This window comes from Pseudomonas sp. LBUM1648 (assembly GCF_059716145.1).
On sequence record NZ_CP166808.1, the window covers coordinates 4,661,266 to 4,681,125 of the forward strand.

Below are 19,860 nucleotides of genomic sequence, written 5' to 3' on the forward strand. Positions count from 1 at the left end.
CCGCTCAAATCAACCTCCTCCGACGCATACGACACTTATGAATGCTCGGCGCACGAACCAAGGCACACTGATGATTACAAGGCCTTCGACGGAAACGAGCCAGCCTTGTCCCGTCTCCAAAGAAACACGAACAACGCCAATACGTTCGTTGCCAGGCCACTGGCTTGCTCACATCGTTCCCGCAGCCATGGTTGTTCTGATCCTGTGGCTACCTTTCGGCTTTGCCTTGACCGGACTTCTCGAAGAATGGGGTGTTCTGGGACTCTTCATAAAAGAGGGTACGTTTTTCTTCACGGGCATAAACAGTCCGTTATCCCCTCACGCCCTGCGTCCGCTGACGATATTCCCTCAAGCCGCCGGGTATTGGCTGGACAGCAACTCGTTTAACTACTGGCACGTACTGCTGATAGTCGCTCTGATAATCAAAGGTTCTGCTCTGAGTTATCTGACCAGGAAGCTCACCGGAAGCCTGACGCTGGGAATGATTGCAAGCGTGCTGGTCATCATCTATCCAGCCGACACCATGCAGCTTTCGTTCAGGGCTATTCATATTAACTGGGCACTAAGCCTGGCGCTCTTGGGCAGCGCCATATTCCTTGGCGCGCTGGAGATGGAACGCAAGCTGGCCGCATACATGGTCAGTGCAATCGGTGCCGCACTGTTTGCATCGGCGTGCTTCATGTACGAAGCATCCTTGTTACTCGCCTGCATCCCTGCGCTGATCATTTTTTCGATGATCGGGTTCAAAGCCTTCTTGGCTCGGCTCAAGCACAAGGCAGTCGAACATAGCGTCTGGGTACTAGGTGTCCTCAGCTACGTCGCTTACGTTGCTTACACCGCTCCGCTAGTAAAAAGCTATCAAAGCAGCATCGCCGGCTCAAACATTATGAGCACCTTGCAGCTCAACATCTCGAAACTATTCAGCGTCGGATTTGTGCGAAGCACACTCGGGGGATGGTTCGACGCAGCTCAAATTACATTGCGCGAGTACGTGAATTACGGATACCTGATCGTCAGCAGTCTTTGCCTGATACTGATCATCGTTGCAATTGCCAAATTTACCTGCGCTCAACAATCAGACAAGCGACGATTCAGCGACTTGCCTCTGAATGCACGACTGGCACTGTCGGGCATTATTCTGCTGCTGCTTGGCTACGCGCCATTTCTCTTATCAGGAGCTCACGTAGCTATAAGCCAGAGAACATTCCTGTTCACAGCTCCTGGCGCAGTCCTGCTCTGGATAGCCGTGTTAAATACGGGCTACTCCCTGTCAAAAACCATCACCAATGTTTGTGTGGGTTTTTTCTTTGTCACTGGTCTGTCCTTCCAGCTCTATCAATTCCATCACTATATTGAAATCTCGAAGAAGCAAATGGCAGTTTTACAAGACATTGCCATGCAGTTCGATGGCAAGCTTGACGGTAAAACACTGCTGATTCTTGACTATGGCAACCAGCTCAACCATTCGTGGATGTTCATCGCCGACGGTCTGGTCGGATCACTGTCTTATCTATATGGAAAACCCGTCGCGAATATTCAGGTTTGTCACATGCCCAGCCGTGAGTGGCAGCAAGTCGACTCGGTACAACGTAAGGGCAAGTGCATCGAGAACGCACATGACTGGACGTTCCAGTACCCCACATCTGTGAGCGGACCAAGCCTTCCTGCCACGTCACCGGCCGACAGTATTGTGCTTGCGAAGTCAGATGTGATCGCGATAGCAATCGGCAGAGAAAACGGCGTCGGCACCATAAGCGGCGCACCGTCGGTGCTCGCCTCGAAAATCCCCGAAGGCGTGGTTGAGCAGCGCTATCGGAACGTCGTGAATGTGATCGACGAGAAAACGCGTTTCATCCGCTTCAGAGACGCTATGGTCACTGATGACTACAAATGGACTTTCGGGAAGTGGTGGAGCATGGAGATTCCAACCCAAGGTTCAGGCTGGCGGGAAGCAAGCTGGGATGTGGGGTATTTCCATCATCAGTCAACTGCTTGGAAAAGCGAGAAGCAATCCAGCCTGCTATTCAAGTTCCAGCCCAAACCCGGACGCACTTACGTACTTAAGGGCAAGTTTAGCCTGATCATCAATAACGCGGTCTTGGAGAGCATGGCAATATCGATCAATGGCTCTCCAGTTGCACTTCAGTGGGGAGCGCTTGGCAGCTTCAAAGCGACGATTAATGAAGGAGTACTGAAGGACGGCTCGAATATCATCGAGTTCGACTCAGTGACTGACGATAGTTACTTCGGTCTGTCCGCGATTTTTGAGGGCTTCCACATCTCGCGCCAGCCGTAACCGGATCGGGAGAGTCCAAGTCAGCCGCTCAAGGGCAAATCCCTTGAGCGGCTACCTCACCTACCCACAGCGCCTCAGGCTCTGAACACAGCAGAATGTGAACCACTGCCAGAACCTTTGGACTATGACCGCCTAGTGATCGGTAACTCCCAGTTCGGCTGCAATGGCCTTGACTGCGAACGCCGAACCGCGAGGAGTGAGGTGCACGATATCCAGATAGAACGCATCCCCGCTCGATGCCGACTCGCGCATCAGACATCCCTCTTTGTTGCACATCTTCTCGACTACCGAGATATAGATAGCGCCGGACTGCTGTGCGAGATTTCTCAAGTTCTGCTCCGCGACCTCAGTTCTGGTATGGGACTCAGAGCCGGACTCTTGCCCGTATTTCGAATAATCCAACCGCTCAGAGGGAACACGATGCAGCGGGTCACTGCTCCACAAGTTGAACGCGATACGCGAAGGAGTGTCTTTCCAAGCAGGAGTCGGACCCAAGAGAATAACCCTGCGAACACCAGCGGCCTGTATTTGTTTAATGGTTGCCGCTAGTAGGGACTTGTCGTATTCACCCCACATGGCAGCGAGAATCACCGTATCGGGCACCAATTCGCGAACCTTATCAATCGTCCACTGATTGTTGGACGCGCAGGCCGGATTTCCCCCATGAAACCCCACCATTGGCGCACAAGCGGAAGACGTGAATTGCGCCAGTCGGAACGCACCAGAACGATCGGCCAGCCCACGCAGCCCGGAGTAAACCGCTGCCGCACCAGAGTCGCCCCACAAGACCCAAAGAGGTTTGTCGCCTTTGTCGACGCACTCCGCAGCATACTGATTAGCGTCCTGACCAATATCCATGAAGCAAACATGGTTGCGCAAAGCTGCACGATAGCTGTCGAGATCGTACTCAGTAGCTCGCTGAATAATGTCCGGGTAGCGTGAAGCGAAGCCGCCCTGCTTGAAAATTACACCTGCGCTCAGGCCCGCCACACACATTGAGGCACAAAGTGCGAAAACCTTGATCCGGGTTCTGGAGCCTGAGCGAAACGGGCGCTCGATATAGAGATAGGTGAGAGTGGCGAGGATCGCACTCAATACCAACAACCCCAACCGCATAGACCAGCTCAACCCCTCCGGATAAGCCGTTCTGGCGAAAGTAAGGATTGGCCAGTGCCACAAATAAAGCGGGAAACTGATCAGTCCGATGGCGATCATCGGACGGCTGCTCAGCAAAACCCGATTTACCCATGCACTAGATCCCGCAGCAATGATCAATGCCGTGCCGATCGTGGGGATCAGTGCCCACTTCCCGGGGAAGGGCAAAGTATCCTTGATTCGAATAATTGCATAAGTGATGAACAGCATGCCGACAATCGACATAACCGTTCGCGCCTTCGGTCTGCCAAGAAAGCTCGCAACGACACTCAAAACCCGGTAGTGCGAAACAAATTTAAGCCCCGACGTGGTGCTCAAGCATGCCAAAAATGCACCGACAATCAATTCCCACCCGCGAGAAAGTGGCGAATAGAAAGTCGCCGTAGCATGCTCACGCACCTCAATCACGTTGAGGGCGAACGATGCAATACCGACAACGACGACGAGCAGCAACACTGGAGCACGCAGCCGCCAGGCAGCCCAAAGCAGGAGCGGCCAAACGACATAGAATTGCTCTTCGATTCCAAGAGACCAAAGATGCAATAGTGGTTTGAGTTCAGACGCCTTGTCGAAATAGCCAGCCTCGCTCCACAAAACAAAGTTTGAAACGAACGTAGCCCCACCCAAGACATGTTTCGCTAGCTGAGCCAGGTCATCAGCGAGCATCGTGTTCCAACCGAACGCCAGGCAAACCGCCAGTACTGTAAACAGTGCGGGAAAGATCCGTCGTATGCGTCGAGAGTAAAAATCAGCAATGCTGAAAGTACCCCGCTCCAGCGTCGTCAGAATAACCTTGGATATCAAGTAACCCGAGATGACGAAGAATACATCCACGCCCACAAATCCCCCGCGCAGCAGCGTGGGAAAGGCATGAAAAAACAACACGGCTAAAACGGCAATAGCCCTGAGTCCATCGATATCAGGTCGATAGCCGATGTGGCTTATGTGGTCACCGGAAATGCGCGGAGATAGCGGCAGGCTATGGGTCTCGCTTACAGTCATTGTTATTTACCAGCACCAGTTCTTATTTAAAGGAAGGCTCGGACCTAGTCCAGGTCCTGAGCAACAGAAGGATTTTTCCACCAATCAATACGTTCGAACCCCGGAGGAGCGGTCATGCCAATGCTGGTACCCGCCACAGAGCGCTAACTTCTACTGCACAGTTTCCGGTAAACCGCTGCATAGGCCGCAGCCATTTCACTCGACGAAAACACCTCTTGGTAACGCCGAAATGCCAGCCGTCCCATTTCACCGGCCTTCTCCACATCAATCCACAGGGTGCTCATTGCCGCGGCGAGCGCAACAGAATCTCGAGGTGGAACCACCAGCCCGGTCTCATTGGCAATATTGATGAAAGTCGTCCCTGAACCGATTTCACAGGAGATCAGCGGCTTCGCATACATCGCGGCCTCCAGCAAAGAAATACCGAAGGATTCCGAGCGCAGATGCGAAGGAAATACAAAACAATGGCACAACGTCAGCAAGGCGGCTTTGTCTACATCACCCAATCCGCCCAAAAAATGCACATTGGCCAGTCCTAGCCTGGAAGCCTGCTCCTTAAGCTCGTATTCCTGATGACCGCCCCCCAGAATCACTACCGGAAAACCTGTGATATGTGCGGCCTCAAGCAGAAAATCCAGACCTTTGTAGTACCGCAGAGCACCGACGAAGAGGAAAAATTTCGCGCCTACCTTCGCCCGCCATTCAGCGAGTTTCTCCGGAGAGACAATCGGATAAGTAGCCGCGTCCAGTCCGTACGGAATGATCTCGACTTTATCGCGGAACCGCGACAACACAGGACTGCTCTGCGCGTAGTTGGGCGACGACGCAACGATACAATCCACGCTGGAAAGGAAACGGTTCATCAGCGGCTGATACAACTTGAGCAGGGTCTTCTGCTTGACGATATCAGAGTGGTAACTGACCACCGAAGGCTTGCCGTGGCGTGTCGCGAAATGAACCAGATCCATGTATGGCCAAGGGAAGTGGTAATGCACTACATCGACGTTCTTTGCCAGCTCGGAAAAGTCCTTGAATGCCGACAGCGAGAAACCCGTCGAAGCCACGTGCAGATCCAGTTTCGAACGATGAGTGACGTGATTCCCGACTGTTTCATTGCGCGCCGCACCGCGCTCGCTGAGGTAGAGCACCTGCGACGAAAAGCCGTGTTCAGCACCGCCCTGGGCGATCTGGAAAATGACTTGTTCGATACCACCCATGGTTTCCGGGTAGTAGGTTTTGAAAAAATGCAGAACCTTGATCATTTTTCGCCTGATACCTTCCGGTAGACTTGCAGCGTTTCCAGAGCGCAACGCTCCCAGGAAAAACCTTGTGCATGGCGCAATCCCTTGACCACGGCGGACTCACGCCAGTCATCGTCAGTCAGCCCTCGCTCAATCAGCCTCGTCAGTTCCTCAACATCCATCGGTGCACACATCAGCGCGGCATCGCCGGCAACTTCAGGCAATGATGAGCTATTGGAGCAGACCACCGGCACGCCGGAATTCATGGCTTCGAGTACCGGCAGACCGAACCCTTCGTAGAGCGAAGGAAAGGCAAACAAACGGGCACCCGCGAAGAGCAACGGCAAGTCTTCGGCCGGCACAAACCCAAGGTAGTGGGCCCAGCCCTCACGTCTCGCGCTTTCGAGTTTCTGATGAATCACATCGTTGCGCCAACCGTGGTAGCCGGTGAGGATCAGCGGCCACCGGGTACGCAGCGCCAGCGGCAGTCGTTCATAGGCGGCAAGCAATGTCTCGATATTCTTGCGCGGCTCAATGGTGCCGACAAACAGCGTATATCCGCTCGGCTGCAGCCCATGCCGAGCCAGCGTAACGACGAGCTCATCTGCAGGGCGCGGGTAGAACTCCGGAGAACTTGCCAGCGGCACGGCGTGGATCCGCTCAATAGGCCAGGAAAAGTAATCGGCGAGCTCACGGCGCGTGAATTCCGAATCGGTAATCAGCGCGTCAGCTCTTACCAAAGTCGTTCTCAGTTCTTTTTGCAGGTATCGAACCAGTTGAGGCGCGTGGCAGTGCGCCCAAGTGAAAGGCGACAGATCATGGAACGTCGCCACGCTGCGCCCAGGGAAGGGCGGCAGAAAATAATTGGGACTGTGATACAGAAAATCGCCATGCCCTTTCAGCGCGGCTTTGCGCAGCATCGGCATGAGCAGCCGATAGGCTTCCACGGCAAGGAAACTCTTCTGAACGGCACGCTTGAGCCCATAGCCACTGCCGGACTCGTTGGCAGCGGTGGGTAATTGCGGCAGGAAGCTGCGGCCTGCAAAGAACTGCAGGTCGGTAATATCTGGGTTTTGCTGAAGTTTCAGCGCAAGTTCGTAGGTATAGCGACCGATGCCAGTCAGCGGAAAGCGGATCGGCTCAACAGATAGCACTAGCTTCATTTAGTCCGCCGAAAGCATCCAGCTTAGAGTTTCTTCCAGTTTTGGAGTTTGCCAGCCGTTAACCAGCCCGCAAAGACGGGTGTTGTCACCGCACAGGATCTTCACTTCGTGAGTGCGCACGAATGCCGGATTCACTTCGACTTCCAGGTGATGACCAGTAAAGGCCGCGCACATGTCGATCACTTCACGCAACGAATGACTTTTGCCCGAACTGACGTTGACGGTCTGTCCCAAAGGCTTGGCCTCAATCAGGCCGCGATACGCTTTGACCACAGCCCGTACATCGCTGAAATCGCGAGATACATCGAGATTTCCGAGCTGAATCCTGCTTGCTCGCTGGCGAAAGTGAGAGACGATCTTGGGTAACAGGAAGCTTTCCGCCTGGCCAACACCGGTGTAGTTGAAAGGACGCGTGATCACGATCGGCAGACGGTCATGCCAAAGGCTGGCCATGTATTCCATGGCAAGCTTGCTGACTGCGTAATCATTGGCGGGCGCCGGCACAGTGGATTCACTCAGCAGGCCGGCCGAAGCATTGCCGTAGACGTTGGCACTGCTGGCGAGCAGCACGCAATCCGGAACCTTCCCGCAAGCGGCAATCGCTTCCAGCAAGTGACGGGTGCCGATCAGATTGACCTCGTAAAAGGGATCTGCAGCGCCGTGCCCAACGAATGCCAATGCCGCCAGATGAACCACGACATCAGGTTGAATTGTTGCCAGCAACTTGCGCAGAGCGGCACCGTCGGCCAGATCTGCCTGAAAATAGCCAGGCTCGTCCGAGGACTGAGAACCCAATCCTATCACTTCATAACCGTTGGCTTTGAGCTCAGCGGCCATGTAACGCCCAGTGAAACCTTGAATACCTGTGATCAGCGCTCGTTTACCGGCAATACTCATCAGAACGAAAACCCTTGCTCATTTCGACGAAGGTCGGCTTCGACCATCATTCGGCACAGCTCTTCAAGCGTCGTTTTCGGCTCCCAACCCAGTGCGGCCTTGGCCTTGGCCGGATCACCGATCAACAACTCGACTTCGGTCGGACGGTAGAATTTCGGATTGATGGTGACCAGAACCTTGCCGGTGGCCGCATCAGTACCTTGCTCGTCTTCTGCCGAACCGCTCCAGGTCAAAGCGATGCCGACAGCCTTGAAAGCCATGGTGACGAAATCACGCACGGTTTCAGTACGGTTGGTCGCCAGTACGAAAGTGTCCGGCTCATCAGCCTGCAGCATGCGCCACATGCCTTCGACGTACTCTTTGGCAAAACCCCAGTCACGCTTGGCGTCGAGGTTGCCCAACTCCATTTTGTCCAGCAGGCCCAACTTGATCTTGGCAACCGAGTCGGTAATCTTGCGGGTGACGAACTCACGACCGCGCAACGGCGATTCGTGGTTGAACAAAATCCCGCTGGTAGCAAAGATGCCATACGACTCGCGATAGTTGATGGTCATCCAGTGCGCATACAGCTTGGCGACACCGTAAGGGCTGCGCGGGTAAAACGGCGTGCTCTCGATCTGCGGGATCGCCTGCACCTTACCGAACATTTCCGATGTGGACGCCTGATAGAAGCGCACTTTCGGGTTGACGATACGAATGGCTTCCAGCAGGTTCACACAGCCCAGGCCGGTGATTTCCGCGGTAGTCAGAGGCTGTTCGAAAGACACGCCTACAAAACTCTGGGCAGCCAGGTTGTAAACCTCGGTTGCTTCTGTGGTTTGCAGCAGACGAATACTGGCCGACAGATCGGTCAGGTCATACTCGACCAGATGCAGGTTCGGGTTGTTCTGAATACCCAATTCCTCAATACGCCAGAAATTGACAGAACTGGTTCGACGGTAGGTGCCGTATACCGTGTAGCCCTTATCCAGCAGCAGTTCCGCCAGGTAGGCGCCGTCTTGTCCAGTAATGCCAGTAACGATAGCTTTCATGCGAATCCTCTGAACTCCATTTGAGTGCCTTTTACAGGCACTTTTGCGTTGTGTGCGCTATTGGGCTCCACGCGAGGAGCCACAAATTCTGGCAGATGATACAGAATGCGGCCCCGAACGACGATACCCAACCTGCTTGCAACACGTTTCAATACTCGTCGCGCCAGCTATTGAGGCCAGGCGGGGGTCAACGCGCAGCTGCCTTTATCGGGGTTCGTCAGCCGCAGGGCATCGGATCCCGACAGCGAGCGCCGCGCGCCGAAAGAAATCATCTAGTAATGAGTGACACTCCCCTCACCCCAGCCTAAAATGGCGTGTTTTTTTGACCAACAATCTGGTGCTTTTAATGCGCAATGGTTCAGTAAGTATCGCCGTGTCGGACATCATCGCTGCGACAAGACGGTACTCTTTGGTAGGGATGCTCGGCTGGCAAGACGTCCGGCAGCGCTATAGAAGGTCAGCATTGGGCCCTTTCTGGCTGACCATCAGCATGGGCGTCATGATTGGCACCATCGGCGTGGTATTCGGTCAGATCTTTAACTCGCCCATTCAGGAATTTCTTCCATTCCTCGCCATCGGCATGATCCTCTGGGGATTCATGTCCACAGTCATCAGTGAGGGCTGTACCGGATTTATTGCGGCCGAAAGCATCATCAAGCAACTGCCCATCCCGCTCTTCGCCCATATCATGCGCATGATATGGCGCAACATCCTCATTCTTGGCCACAACATCGTCATTTTTCCGCTGGTGTTGCTGGCGGTCGGCAAGCCCTTGAGCTTGATCGCGCTCATCAGCATTCCCGGGTTTTTCCTGGCCCTGCTCAATCTGACGTGGATTGCATTGCTGTTGGGCATCCTGTGTGCGCGCTACCGTGACCTGCCACAGATTGTCGCCAGTTTGTTACAGGTAGTGTTCTACCTCACGCCAATCATGTGGATGCCAAGCCTGCTGCCACAACGCGCCGGACTGTATCTGCTTGACCTCAACCCGGCGTATCACATCATTTCGGTGGTCCGCTCGCCGCTGATCGGCCAGATGCCGACCGCGACCAACTGGTGGGTTTCCCTGGGCATGGCCGTTGTCGGCTGGCTCGTTGCGCTGGTGGTCTATGGCCGTTACAAGCGCCGCATCGCCTACTGGCTCTGAGAAGAATTAATAATGTCCCTGATCGAATTCAATAACGTTTGTGTAGATTTCCCGATCTACAACGCCAACGGCCGCTCCCTGAAGAAGCGACTTATTCAGGTTGCCACCGGCGGGCAGCTGGGTTCAGACCAGCAAGGCCGCGTCATCGTAAGAGCCCTTGAAAACATTACCGTTACCTTGCGCAAAGGCGACCGGGTCGGACTGCTCGGCCACAACGGCGCTGGCAAGAGCACCATGCTGCGGCTGCTCAGCAAGGTTTACGAGCCGTCGTCAGGGACCGCCCGAATTGAGGGCGAAATCGGGTCGCTGATCGATCTTTCCCTTGGGACGGACCCAGAAGCTACCGGACGGGAAAACATTTACCTTCGGGGCGGTATTCTGGGCATGACCAAGGCGCAAATTACTGAGAAGATTGACGAGATCATCGACTTTACCGAGCTCGGCGACTTTATCGACATGCCAATTCGAACCTATTCGTCCGGCATGCACCTGCGCTTGGCATTTGCTGTTTCGACTACGGTATCTCCGAACATCCTGCTGATGGATGAGTGGCTCTCGGTCGGTGACGAAAACTTCAAGCACAAAGCCGAAGCCCGTATGGACGAACTGGTGAAGTCCACAGACATCCTGGTCATTGCCACGCATTCGCGTGAACTTGCCATGCACACCTGTAACCGGTTGCTGTGGCTGGAGCACGGAAAAATAAAAATGGATGGCGATCCGGCGACTGTCACCGCAGCTTATTTTGGAGCTTGAGGCTAATGAATAGCATCAAGCGCAATGGCGTGGATATCGAGGCGGCTTTCAACCTCGCCTCCAGACGTTCGATCGCGAAAACGGTTATTGATCCGGTGCCAAGCATTTCCATTGATGGAAAGGAATCCCAAACAACCGCCCAAGTGAGGACGAGCCTGATGCTGCGTCACTACATCAAGCAAATGTTGCGGCAGACAGCCCGAAGCGTGTCTTATGTAATGAGACCCTTTACCCGGCCTGTACTTTTTCGCCTGCGCAACTACTTGATATCCAGCCTTCGTCAGGAAATGCTGGAGGAATTTGGCAGGCTACAAGACCTGCAGCGCGAGCAAAACCAAATGATCACGCTGGAGTTTGAGCGTCAGGCAAATTCAGCAAAGATCCAGGCCTCAATGTCACAAAAGCTCTTCGCCCGATTATCAGCGCAGGAAAACCGCAATCAGGAACTCTCCAATAAAGCGCAACTTGATCGGATCGAGCAATACACGCTTCTGGATGTCAATCGCGTGGCCGTCAATGCAGGGCCGGACGAAACGCTCATCAAATCAACTGTGGGATACGTGCTGTGCGATGCCAGAGACCATGCATTGCTCAGCTGCCTGCTGCAGGCTGGCGAACTGGAGCCTGGTACACGTCAGGTGATTGAGCGGATCATCAAGCCTGGCGATGTCTACGTCGACGTTGGCGCGAATATCGGCCTGCACTCGATCGCCGCCGCTCGAGCCATGTCGGGACAGGGAAAAATCATCGCATTCGAGCCATTTGAACCGACCCGCAAGCTTCTCGAGAGAAACCTGTGGCTCAACGGCTTTTCAGCAATGAGTGAAGTGTCCCCTTTCGCCCTTTCGGACAGATCGGGAAGTCATAAGCTTCATTTGGGCGCCACGAGCGGCCATCACTCTCTTTATGAACTGGATAATCCGGCTTTTTCAACGTCGGCTTCAGTGGATATTAATACCACTACGCTGGACGATTTCTTGCCGCCAGATCAGGCTGTCAAATTGCTGAAGATCGACGCCGAGGGCGCGGAAATCGACGTAATCAGAGGCGCGCAAAAACTTCTTGCAAGCAACCCGAAAATGTTTTTGATCGTTGAGCTTGGCCTCTCGCACCTGAAAAGGAACGCGTTGTCGATCGAAGACTGGCTGCAACAATTCGCAACATTTGGGCTGACTTACCGTGTCATCAATGAACAGACAGGCGCGCTGGAAACGTGGTCGCTGTCGCAGATGGCGAACTCTGACTCGATTAACCTGTTGTTCTCATCGCCCGACTCGCTCGGCGAGGGAGGTACCGATGCATGAAGAGTGAAATCATCGTTATAGGCGCAGGCGGTCACGCGAAAGTCTGTATTGAACTACTTCTGGCACAGGGCGACAGAGTCGCCTGCTGCGTCGGCAATCCGGACAGCCCTGATACTTGCCTGGGCTTCACGGTATTCAAAAGCGACGAACACCTGGCGGTGTTGCGCAAAGACGGGTATGCAAAGGCGTTCATCGCCATCGGATCAAATACGGTGAGGAGCAAATTGGCCAGAAACGCCATCACCATGGGTTTTGAGCTGGTCAATGCAATCAGTCCGGCAGCCATTGTTTCGCCTTCAGCCACTTTGGGTACCGGCATCGCCGTGATGGCCGGTGCAGTGATCAATGCCGAGGCGAAGATATCCGATCTTTGCATCATCAACACCGGGGCCACCATCGACCACGACTGTGTGATCGGTCAGGCGGTTCACATCGCGCCTCAGTGCGCGCTGGCGGGCAATGTGCATGTAGGCGATCTCAGCTTCGTCGGCGTAGGCAGCAAGATCATTCCCGAAATCCACATCGGCGAGTCGGTCACGGTCGGCGCAGGTAGCGTCGTCATTTCGAACATTGAGTCGGCAACCACCGTCGTGGGCGTCCCGGCGAAAGCTTTAAACAAAATTTGAAGGAAGAGACATGAAACGTATTTCCGTTGCACAACCGAAGCTTGCTGGAAACGAACGCAAGTACGTACTTGATTGCCTGGATACCAACTGGATTTCCTCCGCGGGTAAATATATAGCTGCCTTCGAAGAAAGCTTCGCTGCCTTCTGTGGTGTCAAACACGCTATCGCAACCAACAATGGCACCACCGCGCTGCATCTGGCACTGGTCGGACTCGACCTGCAGCCAGGCGACGAAGTCATCATCCCGACCGTCACCTATATTGCTACCGCCAATGCCGTGAAGTATTGCGGTGCCACACCTGTTTTGGTCGACGTCTGCCCGGAGACGATGAATATCGATCCGCAGACCATCGAAAGCAAAATCACCGCGAAGACCAAAGGCATCATCCCGGTACACCTTTACGGTCACCCGGCACAGATGGACGTGGTCAACGACATCGCCCGCAAACACAACCTGTGGGTTGTCGAAGATGCGGCAGAAGCGCATGGCGCTGAAGTCCAAGGCAGCAAGGTTGGCAGTCTGGGGACATGTGCAACGTTCAGTTTCTTCGGCAACAAGATCATAACGACCGGTGAAGGCGGCATGATCACAACCAACGACGACGAACTGGCCGCCAAGCTGCGACTGTTTCGCGGCCAAGGCATGGATCCGAAGCGGCGCTACTGGTTCCCGGTGATCGGTTACAACTACCGTATGACCAACATCCAGGCGGCCATCGGCCTTGCCCAGATGGAAACGATAGATAAGTCCTTGGCTGATCGCGAACAGATCGCGGTCTGGTACAACGAGGCCTTGGCAGACCTTCAGGACAAGCTCGTCCTGCCAAGCGAAGCGTCTTGGGCAAAGCAGGTGTTCTGGATGTACAACATCTTTCTCGCTGACGGGGACGAACACAAGCGTGACGCGGTCATGCAGAAACTGGACGCGGCGGGTATCGAAACACGGCCAGTCTTCTATCCGATGCATGTGCTGCCACCTTACAAGGAAGACAAAACCTACCCCATCGCTGACTTGTGGTCTGGTCGCGGCATCAACCTGCCGACGCACCAGGATCTGACTCAGGAAGACATCATCAGAATTGCCGCAGCCTTGCGTGAGGTCTTGGCGGCCTGATGAAAATTGCACTGTGCTCCACATTTGTGCCTTTTGTCAGGGGAGGCGGAAGGAATATCGTCGATTGGCTGGCATCCATTCTGACTGCAGCCGGACATGAGGTCGAAGTGGTGTATCTGCCCGAACTGGATGCGCCGGAACTACTGTTCCAGCAGATGATGGCGTTGCGCTGGGTTGACCTTCAAGCAGCTGACCGGGTCATCTGCTTCAGGCCTCAGGCCCACCTCATTCCGCACCCGCACAAGATCTTGTGGTTCATACATCATATCCGTACGTTTTATGATTTGTGGGACAGCCCCTATCGGGATTTCGCGGATGACGCCAAGCATCGCGCGATCCGCGAAGCGCTGTTTGATGCGGACTCCCGAGCACTGGGCGAAGCCAAGGCGATCTTCACCAACTCGAAAGTCGTGTCCGGCCGACTCAAGACCTACAACGATGTCGATAGTGAAGTGCTCTACCCTCCCGTGTTCGAGTCGGAGCGGTTCTTCAGTGCGGGTCACAACGACGAGATTGCATACATCTGCCGCCTCGAACACCACAAACGTCAGCATCTGCTGATCGAGGCGCTTAGCTATACGACCACCCCGGTTCGTCTGCGCCTGCTGGGAACCGGTGCTGGTCCCGACTATGCCATTGCCCTTCACCAGCAAATCGAAGAAAGCAATCTGGCAGATCGCGTAATCCTCGATGACCGCTGGATCACCGAAGAAGAAAAAGTCGCTTGTCTATCGACATGTCTCGCTGCTGCTTATCTGCCGGTCGACGAAGACTCCTATGGCTATCCAAGCCTGGAAGCCAGTCACGCCGAGAAACCGATCCTTACCACCACTGATTCGGGTGGCGTACTAGAGTTGGTTCAGGATGGCTACAACGGATACATCGCCGACCCTACCCCCGAGTCGTTGGCCACTGCAATGGACAAGCTCTTCACGGACAGAAACATGACGCAAGCCATGGGCAAGAATGCGAAACAGCGACTGGTCGACTTGAAAATTTCCTGGTCGCACGTTCTGGAGCGCCTGTTGGCATGAAAGTATTGATTGTAAACAACATGGCCCCATTCCTCTGGGGGGGGGCTGAAGAACTAGCGGTTAACCTGCAGAAAAACCTGATCGTCGCAGGTCATGATGCCGAAATCATGCGAATACCGTTTCAATGGGAGCCCGCATCGACAATTCCGTCGCAGATGCTGCTGGCGCGCACCCTGGAAGTATTCAACACCGATCACGTCATCGCCTTGAAATTTCCGGCGTACCTGGTTCGGCACCATAGAAAGTCATTGTGGTTACTTCACCAATATCGCCAGGCCTATGACCTGTATGACGTCGGCCAGACGAATCTGCCGGCGGATCAGAGCGGCGCGGATATCCGTAACGCGATCATCAATGCTGACAACGAAAGCTTCGCTGAGAGCCGGCATATCTATACCAACTCCGAAATCACGCGCCAACGCCTGCTGAAGTACAACGGTTTTGACTCCAGTGTACTGCTGCCACCCGTCAACGATCCACAAGCGTTTATCGGCGGGGAATCAGGCGACTACATTTTTGCAGGTGGCCGGGTAAACGGCATGAAGCGCCAATACTTGCTTCTGCAGGCGCTGGCCAAAGCGGATAAACAAGTCAAACTGATCATCGCTGGGCCGCCGGAGTCTGCGGCCGACGCGCAAAAACTCCATGCAATTGTGGAAGAGTTCGGCCTGCAGGATCGCGTAAAACTTGATCTGCGGTTTTTACCGCGAGCGACCTACGTCGATTACGTGAATAATTCCCGGGCGGTGGCTTACATCCCGTTCGATGAGGATTCCTTGGGATATGTTGCCATGGAAGCCGCAACCGCTCGTAAAGCGTTGATTACTACCACAGATAGCGGTGGGATCCTCGGCCTTGTCAAGCCTATGGAAACCGGCTGGATAGCCGAGCCGACTGTAGAAGGCCTTGCGCAAGCGATGAACGCAGCGTTTGAGAGCCGAGTGCTAACCAAACAGTATGGCGAAGGTGCCCAGGCACTGTGGGACAGCCTGGGTATCAATTGGCCCGAGACTATCGAGGCGCTACTCAAATGAAACTTGTCATATTTGCACCAGGCATCAAATCATCGGCCATCGGCCGAATGACTCGCCTCGTGGTTCGCGCACTGCTGACTCAACGTCATGAGATTGTATTGATCCGGACCGAAGGTGCTCATTTACTGGGCAAAGAACCTCACGACTTTGGCTGCAACGTACTGTCTTGGACGGATGAAGCGCTGGTAACCTTGGAAGTTCAGAGCGCAGATTGCCTCATCTACCAGATCGGCGACAACTACGAGTTTCATGAGGGCGGCGTTGCATGGCTGCAGAAAGCTCCTGGAATTGTCTGCCTACATGATTTTTTTCTCGGCCATTTGTTCTGGGGCTGGGCGCAGCAGCGACGAGCACAAGCAAGCGACATGTTGACCCAGTGGTACGGGCCCAAGATTGCAGCCGAGTACTTCAACTTTAGCGACAGCGCGACTTTCATCGGTACGACACGGGAAACGGCACCGCTGACAGAGTGGATCAGCTCGATGGCCACTGGCGTAATCACCCACAGCACCTGGGGCTGCGACCGGGTCATGGCTGCCTGTGCAGGTCCCGTCTTTGTCACTCCGCTTGCTTATGATGCACCCGGAGCCATCGCCATTGAGAGAGAACGCAAATCCGGGGACAAGCTAAAACTGCTGACTATAGGCCATGTGAATCCCAATAAACGTGTCGAGAGCTGTATCAAGGCAATTGGCAGCAACGAATCGCTGCGCAAGGACGTCAGTTATCGACTTGTCGGAGCGATTCAGCCCGACGTTGAACAGCGCCTCAGCGAACTCGCGCATAAAAATGGCGTCGAGTTGATCATTTCAAACGAAGTAGATGATGCAGCGTTGTCAGAAGCCATCAGGGATGCCGACGTCATCACCTGCCTGCGCTGGCCAAGCCTGGAAGCAGCGTCAGCGTCCGCAATTGAAGCGATGCTATACGGCAAAGCCACGGTGGTTACAGACACTGGTTTTTACAAAGAATTGCCTAACCAGTATGTACTGAAGATCTCGGCTAACAACGAAATCGAGGATCTGAAAAGGACTTTTTTGTCGCTGCAAAGCAATCCTCCCGCCGCCGCCGCCATCGGCAAGCTTGCGCAAGCGTGGGCGAGTGAAACGTTCACGGCTGAAAACTATGTCCATATACTTGAACAGGCTATCCCTGTTGTGTTGCGAGCCCAGGTGATCATTTCAGCGGTCGATCATTTTGCGACTATCATCGGCAATTGGTCTGCCAATCCCGAATTGCTCGGAACTCCCGAAATTCTCAAGCCATTGAGTATCTTCAATACCAACACAATCGTATAACCGGAGCATGGGGTGGATCAGTCTTTGATCCACCCCATGCTCCGAGAAGGTCGTTGCGCTAGTTCAAACTTTCGAATACAAACTGCGCAGTCTCTGACCACGCAACTGGCTTGTATCCGCGCTTGATCGCTTCTTCCTTGGCCGACAGCGCCACTGGATCGAATGCATACTTCTCCAGCTCCGCCGCCCATGCCGAGACGTTCCACGGATCGAGATAATCCAGCAATTCACCCCCGACTTCCGGTATCGACGCCGCATTTGAGGCAAGACAGTACTTACCCGCTGCCAGACTCTCCGCAACCGGTAAGCCCCATCCTTCATACAGAGACGGGAACGCCGTCATCATGCAATGCCGATACAGATGCATCAGGTCGGAGTCAGAGACGTTATTGAGGATGCGGATGTAATCCTTCGTCCGCGGATCCAGCTCAAGATCCTTCAGCAGATCGCCCACCCCCCAACCCGGCATACCTACAAACACCAGCTTGGGCAGGTCCTGCACTCCGTCATCGATCAGGCGCGTGTAGGCACGGTAAAGCACTTCATGGTTCTTGCGGCGCTCAATCGTCGAAACGAATAATACAAAGCGTTCGCTCAACAGTGCCTTGACGTCAGCGCTGATGCTGTCGCTGAGTTCATGGGACAACTGACAGCCAAGCTTGACTACTTCCGTCTCGGGAATCGGTGCGCCCAGTTCACTCAGCAGCGAGACCAGATCTTTGCGGGTGCACTCGGAAATGCACAGAATCTTGTCCGCACACCAGGCGACATCGGCAAAATAGTTTGCAAACTTGGCAGCCACATCGCCCACACACAGATGCGGAAGGCGCACAGGAATCACGTCGTAGCAGAAAAGTACAACCCGCAGACCGACCTGTTTTTTCAATTCATAAAGATGCGGCAGATCCTTGTTATCCCAATCCAGCCCAACGGAAATGTAGCTATCGCCTCGGGAGAACGGGTGGCCACTGGTACTGGCCTTGCGCAACGACGGGTTGAACACATGTCCGCGATTGGCAGGTTTGAGAAACGCCTTGGCCGCGGAGCGCAAATGGCGAACGCCAATAACTGCCTCAACGATCGAAACGCGCCGCTGCTGGAAAAACTGATAAATGCGTCCGCTGATACTGGTAGGCAGTCGGTTGAGCACTTTCATCGCTTTGCTTTTGAGGCGGGCTTCTATCGAGCTTTTGTTCGAGCTGGCGCTGGCAGTCTTGCCGGAACTCGCAACATGCGCGCCCGAAATTCTCTTCAGCGTGGCGGCGACATCGCCAGCGGCGATAGCACTGTAGCCGGTAGCATGACTGAAGAAACAGAACTTGACGTCCTCACCGGCAGCGATCAGCTCAAGCGCATGGGCAGCCGCTTCTGCTTCGGTACGAATAATGCCTACAGCCGGTCGGCGCCAGCCCAGGATCGTTGTCACATCAAACCAGGTCGTCATACCTGTTGCGCCTTCTTTTCAATGACTTCTACTGCTGCACGGGGGATCGCTTCGAGACTGCGGGCCCACGTCAACGGCTCGCGGGACTCACGGTCCGGACCTTGGCCATCTGTTGCTGCCCTCCCCGTCAGGCGATTGCGAATGGCTGCATGGAATTCGCCAGGCGTGCGTGCGACGCTGATCTCCGGCGAACTCAAATGCTGCTCGAAACCGCGAAAAGCCGACTCAGTGCCAATGACGTACTTACCCGAATAAATCGCTTCAGCGGTTTTGATGTTAGAACCACCGCCGTGTGGGATTGGCAGCAGGAAAGCATGGGCGAGGGTTTTCACCGCATCCAGATCATCATCCGGCAGCATGTACAGCAACTGCAGGCGCGACAGATTCAACTGGCCCCAACGACTGTTTCGCAGGGTCGTTTCAAGGTGCTCGCAGACACTTCCGACCACCACCAGCTTGCTATCGGGAGGGATACACGCCAAGGAACTCCCCAGGCACTCATTGAACCCCTTGAAGTTCGGTGGATGCGCACTGGCGACATAGAGAATCCACGGCGACTCGGGAAGACGTGCCTTCCAGGTCTCCAGAACTTCGGCCTTGGCCGTCCACGGCGCAATGCCATTGGGAGCGAGCAAAGGCAGTTTCGCACCCCAAGCATTGAGTATGTCGTGATCAGCCTGAGTAACTGCCACGGCGATGTCGGCTTCGAGTGTTGCCTTGCGTTCCAGCGCTTCGATATCGGCAATTACTGAATCAGCGCCCGTAATGCCGTAGCTGTCGAGGATTTCCTGCTTCAACGGTGACTCGATATTTTGCGAACCATAAATCAAGCATGCATTACGGTACTGAGGCATCTGCTGGATTTTCAGCACCAGAGGCCAGAGCCAGGGTTGCTCGACATGGATCACATCGATGACGGGTGGCAGCTTCTTGAGGATCTCGGCGAAACCGCCTTGATCCGATGCAGCGAACTCGCCCGAAAGCAGGTCGTTGATCAATGGCACATAAGTACCCTTGTACTTTCGGAAGCGGCTGTCGACTGGAAACTTGACGTCATTGGCGCCCAATGTCGACGGCGGATACCCTTCTGGCTCGTAGACGGCCAGATGAGTGACGCTCCAACCGCTGTCTGTGAAGGTTTTAGCAATATTGGCGACCCTGACCTGACCACCGTGTCGGGGACTGGCAATAGGGTAGGTACTGAGCAGTAAAACCGTTTTCAAAATAAGAACCTATAAAATTGATACTTCACAACCCACGACCGCACCGCGATGTTTCAACTACCGAAGTACGGGCGCCGTTGGATACTAGAGAGTCG

General features: G+C 54.5%; 16 protein-coding genes. 9 read left to right on the top strand and 7 right to left on the bottom strand.

Annotated features, from left to right (window positions below):
- Positions 1 to 187 precede the first annotated feature (187 nt).
- Positions 188 to 2,296 carry a hypothetical protein gene (locus ACA043_RS21085; RefSeq protein WP_497657857.1) on the top strand — a complete coding sequence of 703 codons (2,109 nt, stop codon included), beginning with the start codon at positions 188 to 190 and terminating at the stop codon, positions 2,294 to 2,296.
- 132 nt (positions 2,297 to 2,428) lie between these two features.
- Here the strand turns inward: ACA043_RS21085 and ACA043_RS21090 are convergent, their stop codons facing one another.
- The 5 genes from ACA043_RS21090 to gmd all read right to left on the bottom strand — a co-directional run bounded on the left by ACA043_RS21090 (position 2,429) and on the right by gmd (position 8,785).
- Positions 2,429 to 4,453: an acyltransferase family protein gene (locus ACA043_RS21090; RefSeq protein ID WP_497657858.1), complete on the bottom strand. Its 2,025-nt coding sequence runs from the start codon at positions 4,451 to 4,453 to the stop codon at positions 2,429 to 2,431.
- Between the two features lie 143 nt (positions 4,454 to 4,596).
- Positions 4,597 to 5,715 (bottom strand): glycosyltransferase family 4 protein, encoded by a 1,119-nt coding sequence (locus ACA043_RS21095; RefSeq protein WP_497657859.1) that lies wholly within the window; start codon positions 5,713 to 5,715, stop codon positions 4,597 to 4,599.
- The gene (locus ACA043_RS21100; protein WP_497657860.1) at positions 5,712 to 6,857 is read right to left on the bottom strand and encodes a glycosyltransferase family 4 protein; all 1,146 of its coding nucleotides are present in this window, start codon (positions 6,855 to 6,857) and stop codon (positions 5,712 to 5,714) included. The genes ACA043_RS21095 and ACA043_RS21100 overlap by 4 nt, the downstream gene beginning before the upstream one ends.
- Positions 6,858 to 7,754, bottom strand: a complete 897-nt coding sequence (locus ACA043_RS21105; RefSeq protein ID WP_497615088.1) for a GDP-mannose 4,6-dehydratase — start codon at positions 7,752 to 7,754, stop codon at positions 6,858 to 6,860. It lies immediately after the preceding gene.
- A complete protein-coding gene (gene gmd, locus ACA043_RS21110; RefSeq protein ID WP_489879058.1) occupies positions 7,754 to 8,785 on the bottom strand; it encodes a GDP-mannose 4,6-dehydratase in 1,032 nt (343 codons plus the stop codon). Before gmd ends, ACA043_RS21105 begins: the two co-directional genes overlap by 1 nt.
- Positions 8,786 to 9,107: 322 nt before the next feature.
- Here gmd and ACA043_RS21115 point away from each other — a divergent pair, with 322 nt between their 5' ends.
- Genes ACA043_RS21115 through ACA043_RS21150 form a run of 8 tightly spaced genes read left to right on the top strand, consistent with a single transcriptional unit; the run spans position 9,108 to position 17,098 of the window.
- Positions 9,108 to 9,932 carry an ABC transporter permease gene (locus tag ACA043_RS21115; protein WP_497657861.1) on the top strand — a complete coding sequence of 275 codons (825 nt, stop codon included), beginning with the start codon at positions 9,108 to 9,110 and terminating at the stop codon, positions 9,930 to 9,932.
- Positions 9,933 to 9,944: 12 nt separating this feature from the next.
- Positions 9,945 to 10,688, top strand: coding sequence for an ABC transporter ATP-binding protein (locus tag ACA043_RS21120; protein ID WP_489879056.1), 744 nt, complete (start codon positions 9,945 to 9,947; stop codon positions 10,686 to 10,688).
- 5 nt (positions 10,689 to 10,693) lie between these two features.
- On the top strand, positions 10,694 to 11,992 hold the full coding sequence (locus ACA043_RS21125) for an FkbM family methyltransferase (RefSeq protein WP_497657862.1): 1,299 nt from the start codon (positions 10,694 to 10,696) through the stop codon (positions 11,990 to 11,992).
- Positions 11,989 to 12,618 (top strand): acetyltransferase, encoded by a 630-nt coding sequence (locus ACA043_RS21130; protein WP_489879054.1) that lies wholly within the window; start codon positions 11,989 to 11,991, stop codon positions 12,616 to 12,618. The genes ACA043_RS21125 and ACA043_RS21130 overlap by 4 nt, the downstream gene beginning before the upstream one ends.
- A gap of 10 nt (positions 12,619 to 12,628) precedes the next feature.
- Positions 12,629 to 13,732 (top strand): DegT/DnrJ/EryC1/StrS family aminotransferase, encoded by a 1,104-nt coding sequence (locus ACA043_RS21135; RefSeq protein WP_489879053.1) that lies wholly within the window; start codon positions 12,629 to 12,631, stop codon positions 13,730 to 13,732.
- Positions 13,732 to 14,766, top strand: a complete 1,035-nt coding sequence (locus ACA043_RS21140; RefSeq protein ID WP_497657863.1) for a glycosyltransferase family 4 protein — start codon at positions 13,732 to 13,734, stop codon at positions 14,764 to 14,766. The genes ACA043_RS21135 and ACA043_RS21140 overlap by 1 nt, the downstream gene beginning before the upstream one ends.
- Entirely contained in the window at positions 14,763 to 15,800 is a 1,038-nt protein-coding gene (locus tag ACA043_RS21145; protein WP_489879051.1) for a glycosyltransferase family 4 protein, read from the top strand. Before ACA043_RS21140 ends, ACA043_RS21145 begins: the two co-directional genes overlap by 4 nt.
- Positions 15,797 to 17,098, top strand: coding sequence for a glycosyltransferase (locus ACA043_RS21150; RefSeq protein WP_489879050.1), 1,302 nt, complete (start codon positions 15,797 to 15,799; stop codon positions 17,096 to 17,098). Before ACA043_RS21145 ends, ACA043_RS21150 begins: the two co-directional genes overlap by 4 nt.
- Before the next feature lie 58 nt (positions 17,099 to 17,156).
- Here ACA043_RS21150 and ACA043_RS21155 read toward each other — a convergent pair whose 3' ends face one another.
- Both ACA043_RS21155 and ACA043_RS21160 read right to left on the bottom strand, forming a co-directional pair.
- Positions 17,157 to 18,542, bottom strand: coding sequence for a glycosyltransferase family 4 protein (locus ACA043_RS21155; protein WP_497657864.1), 1,386 nt, complete (start codon positions 18,540 to 18,542; stop codon positions 17,157 to 17,159).
- The gene (locus ACA043_RS21160; RefSeq protein ID WP_489879048.1) at positions 18,539 to 19,765 is read right to left on the bottom strand and encodes a glycosyltransferase family protein; all 1,227 of its coding nucleotides are present in this window, start codon (positions 19,763 to 19,765) and stop codon (positions 18,539 to 18,541) included. The genes ACA043_RS21155 and ACA043_RS21160 overlap by 4 nt, the downstream gene beginning before the upstream one ends.
- Positions 19,766 to 19,860 lie beyond the last annotated feature (95 nt).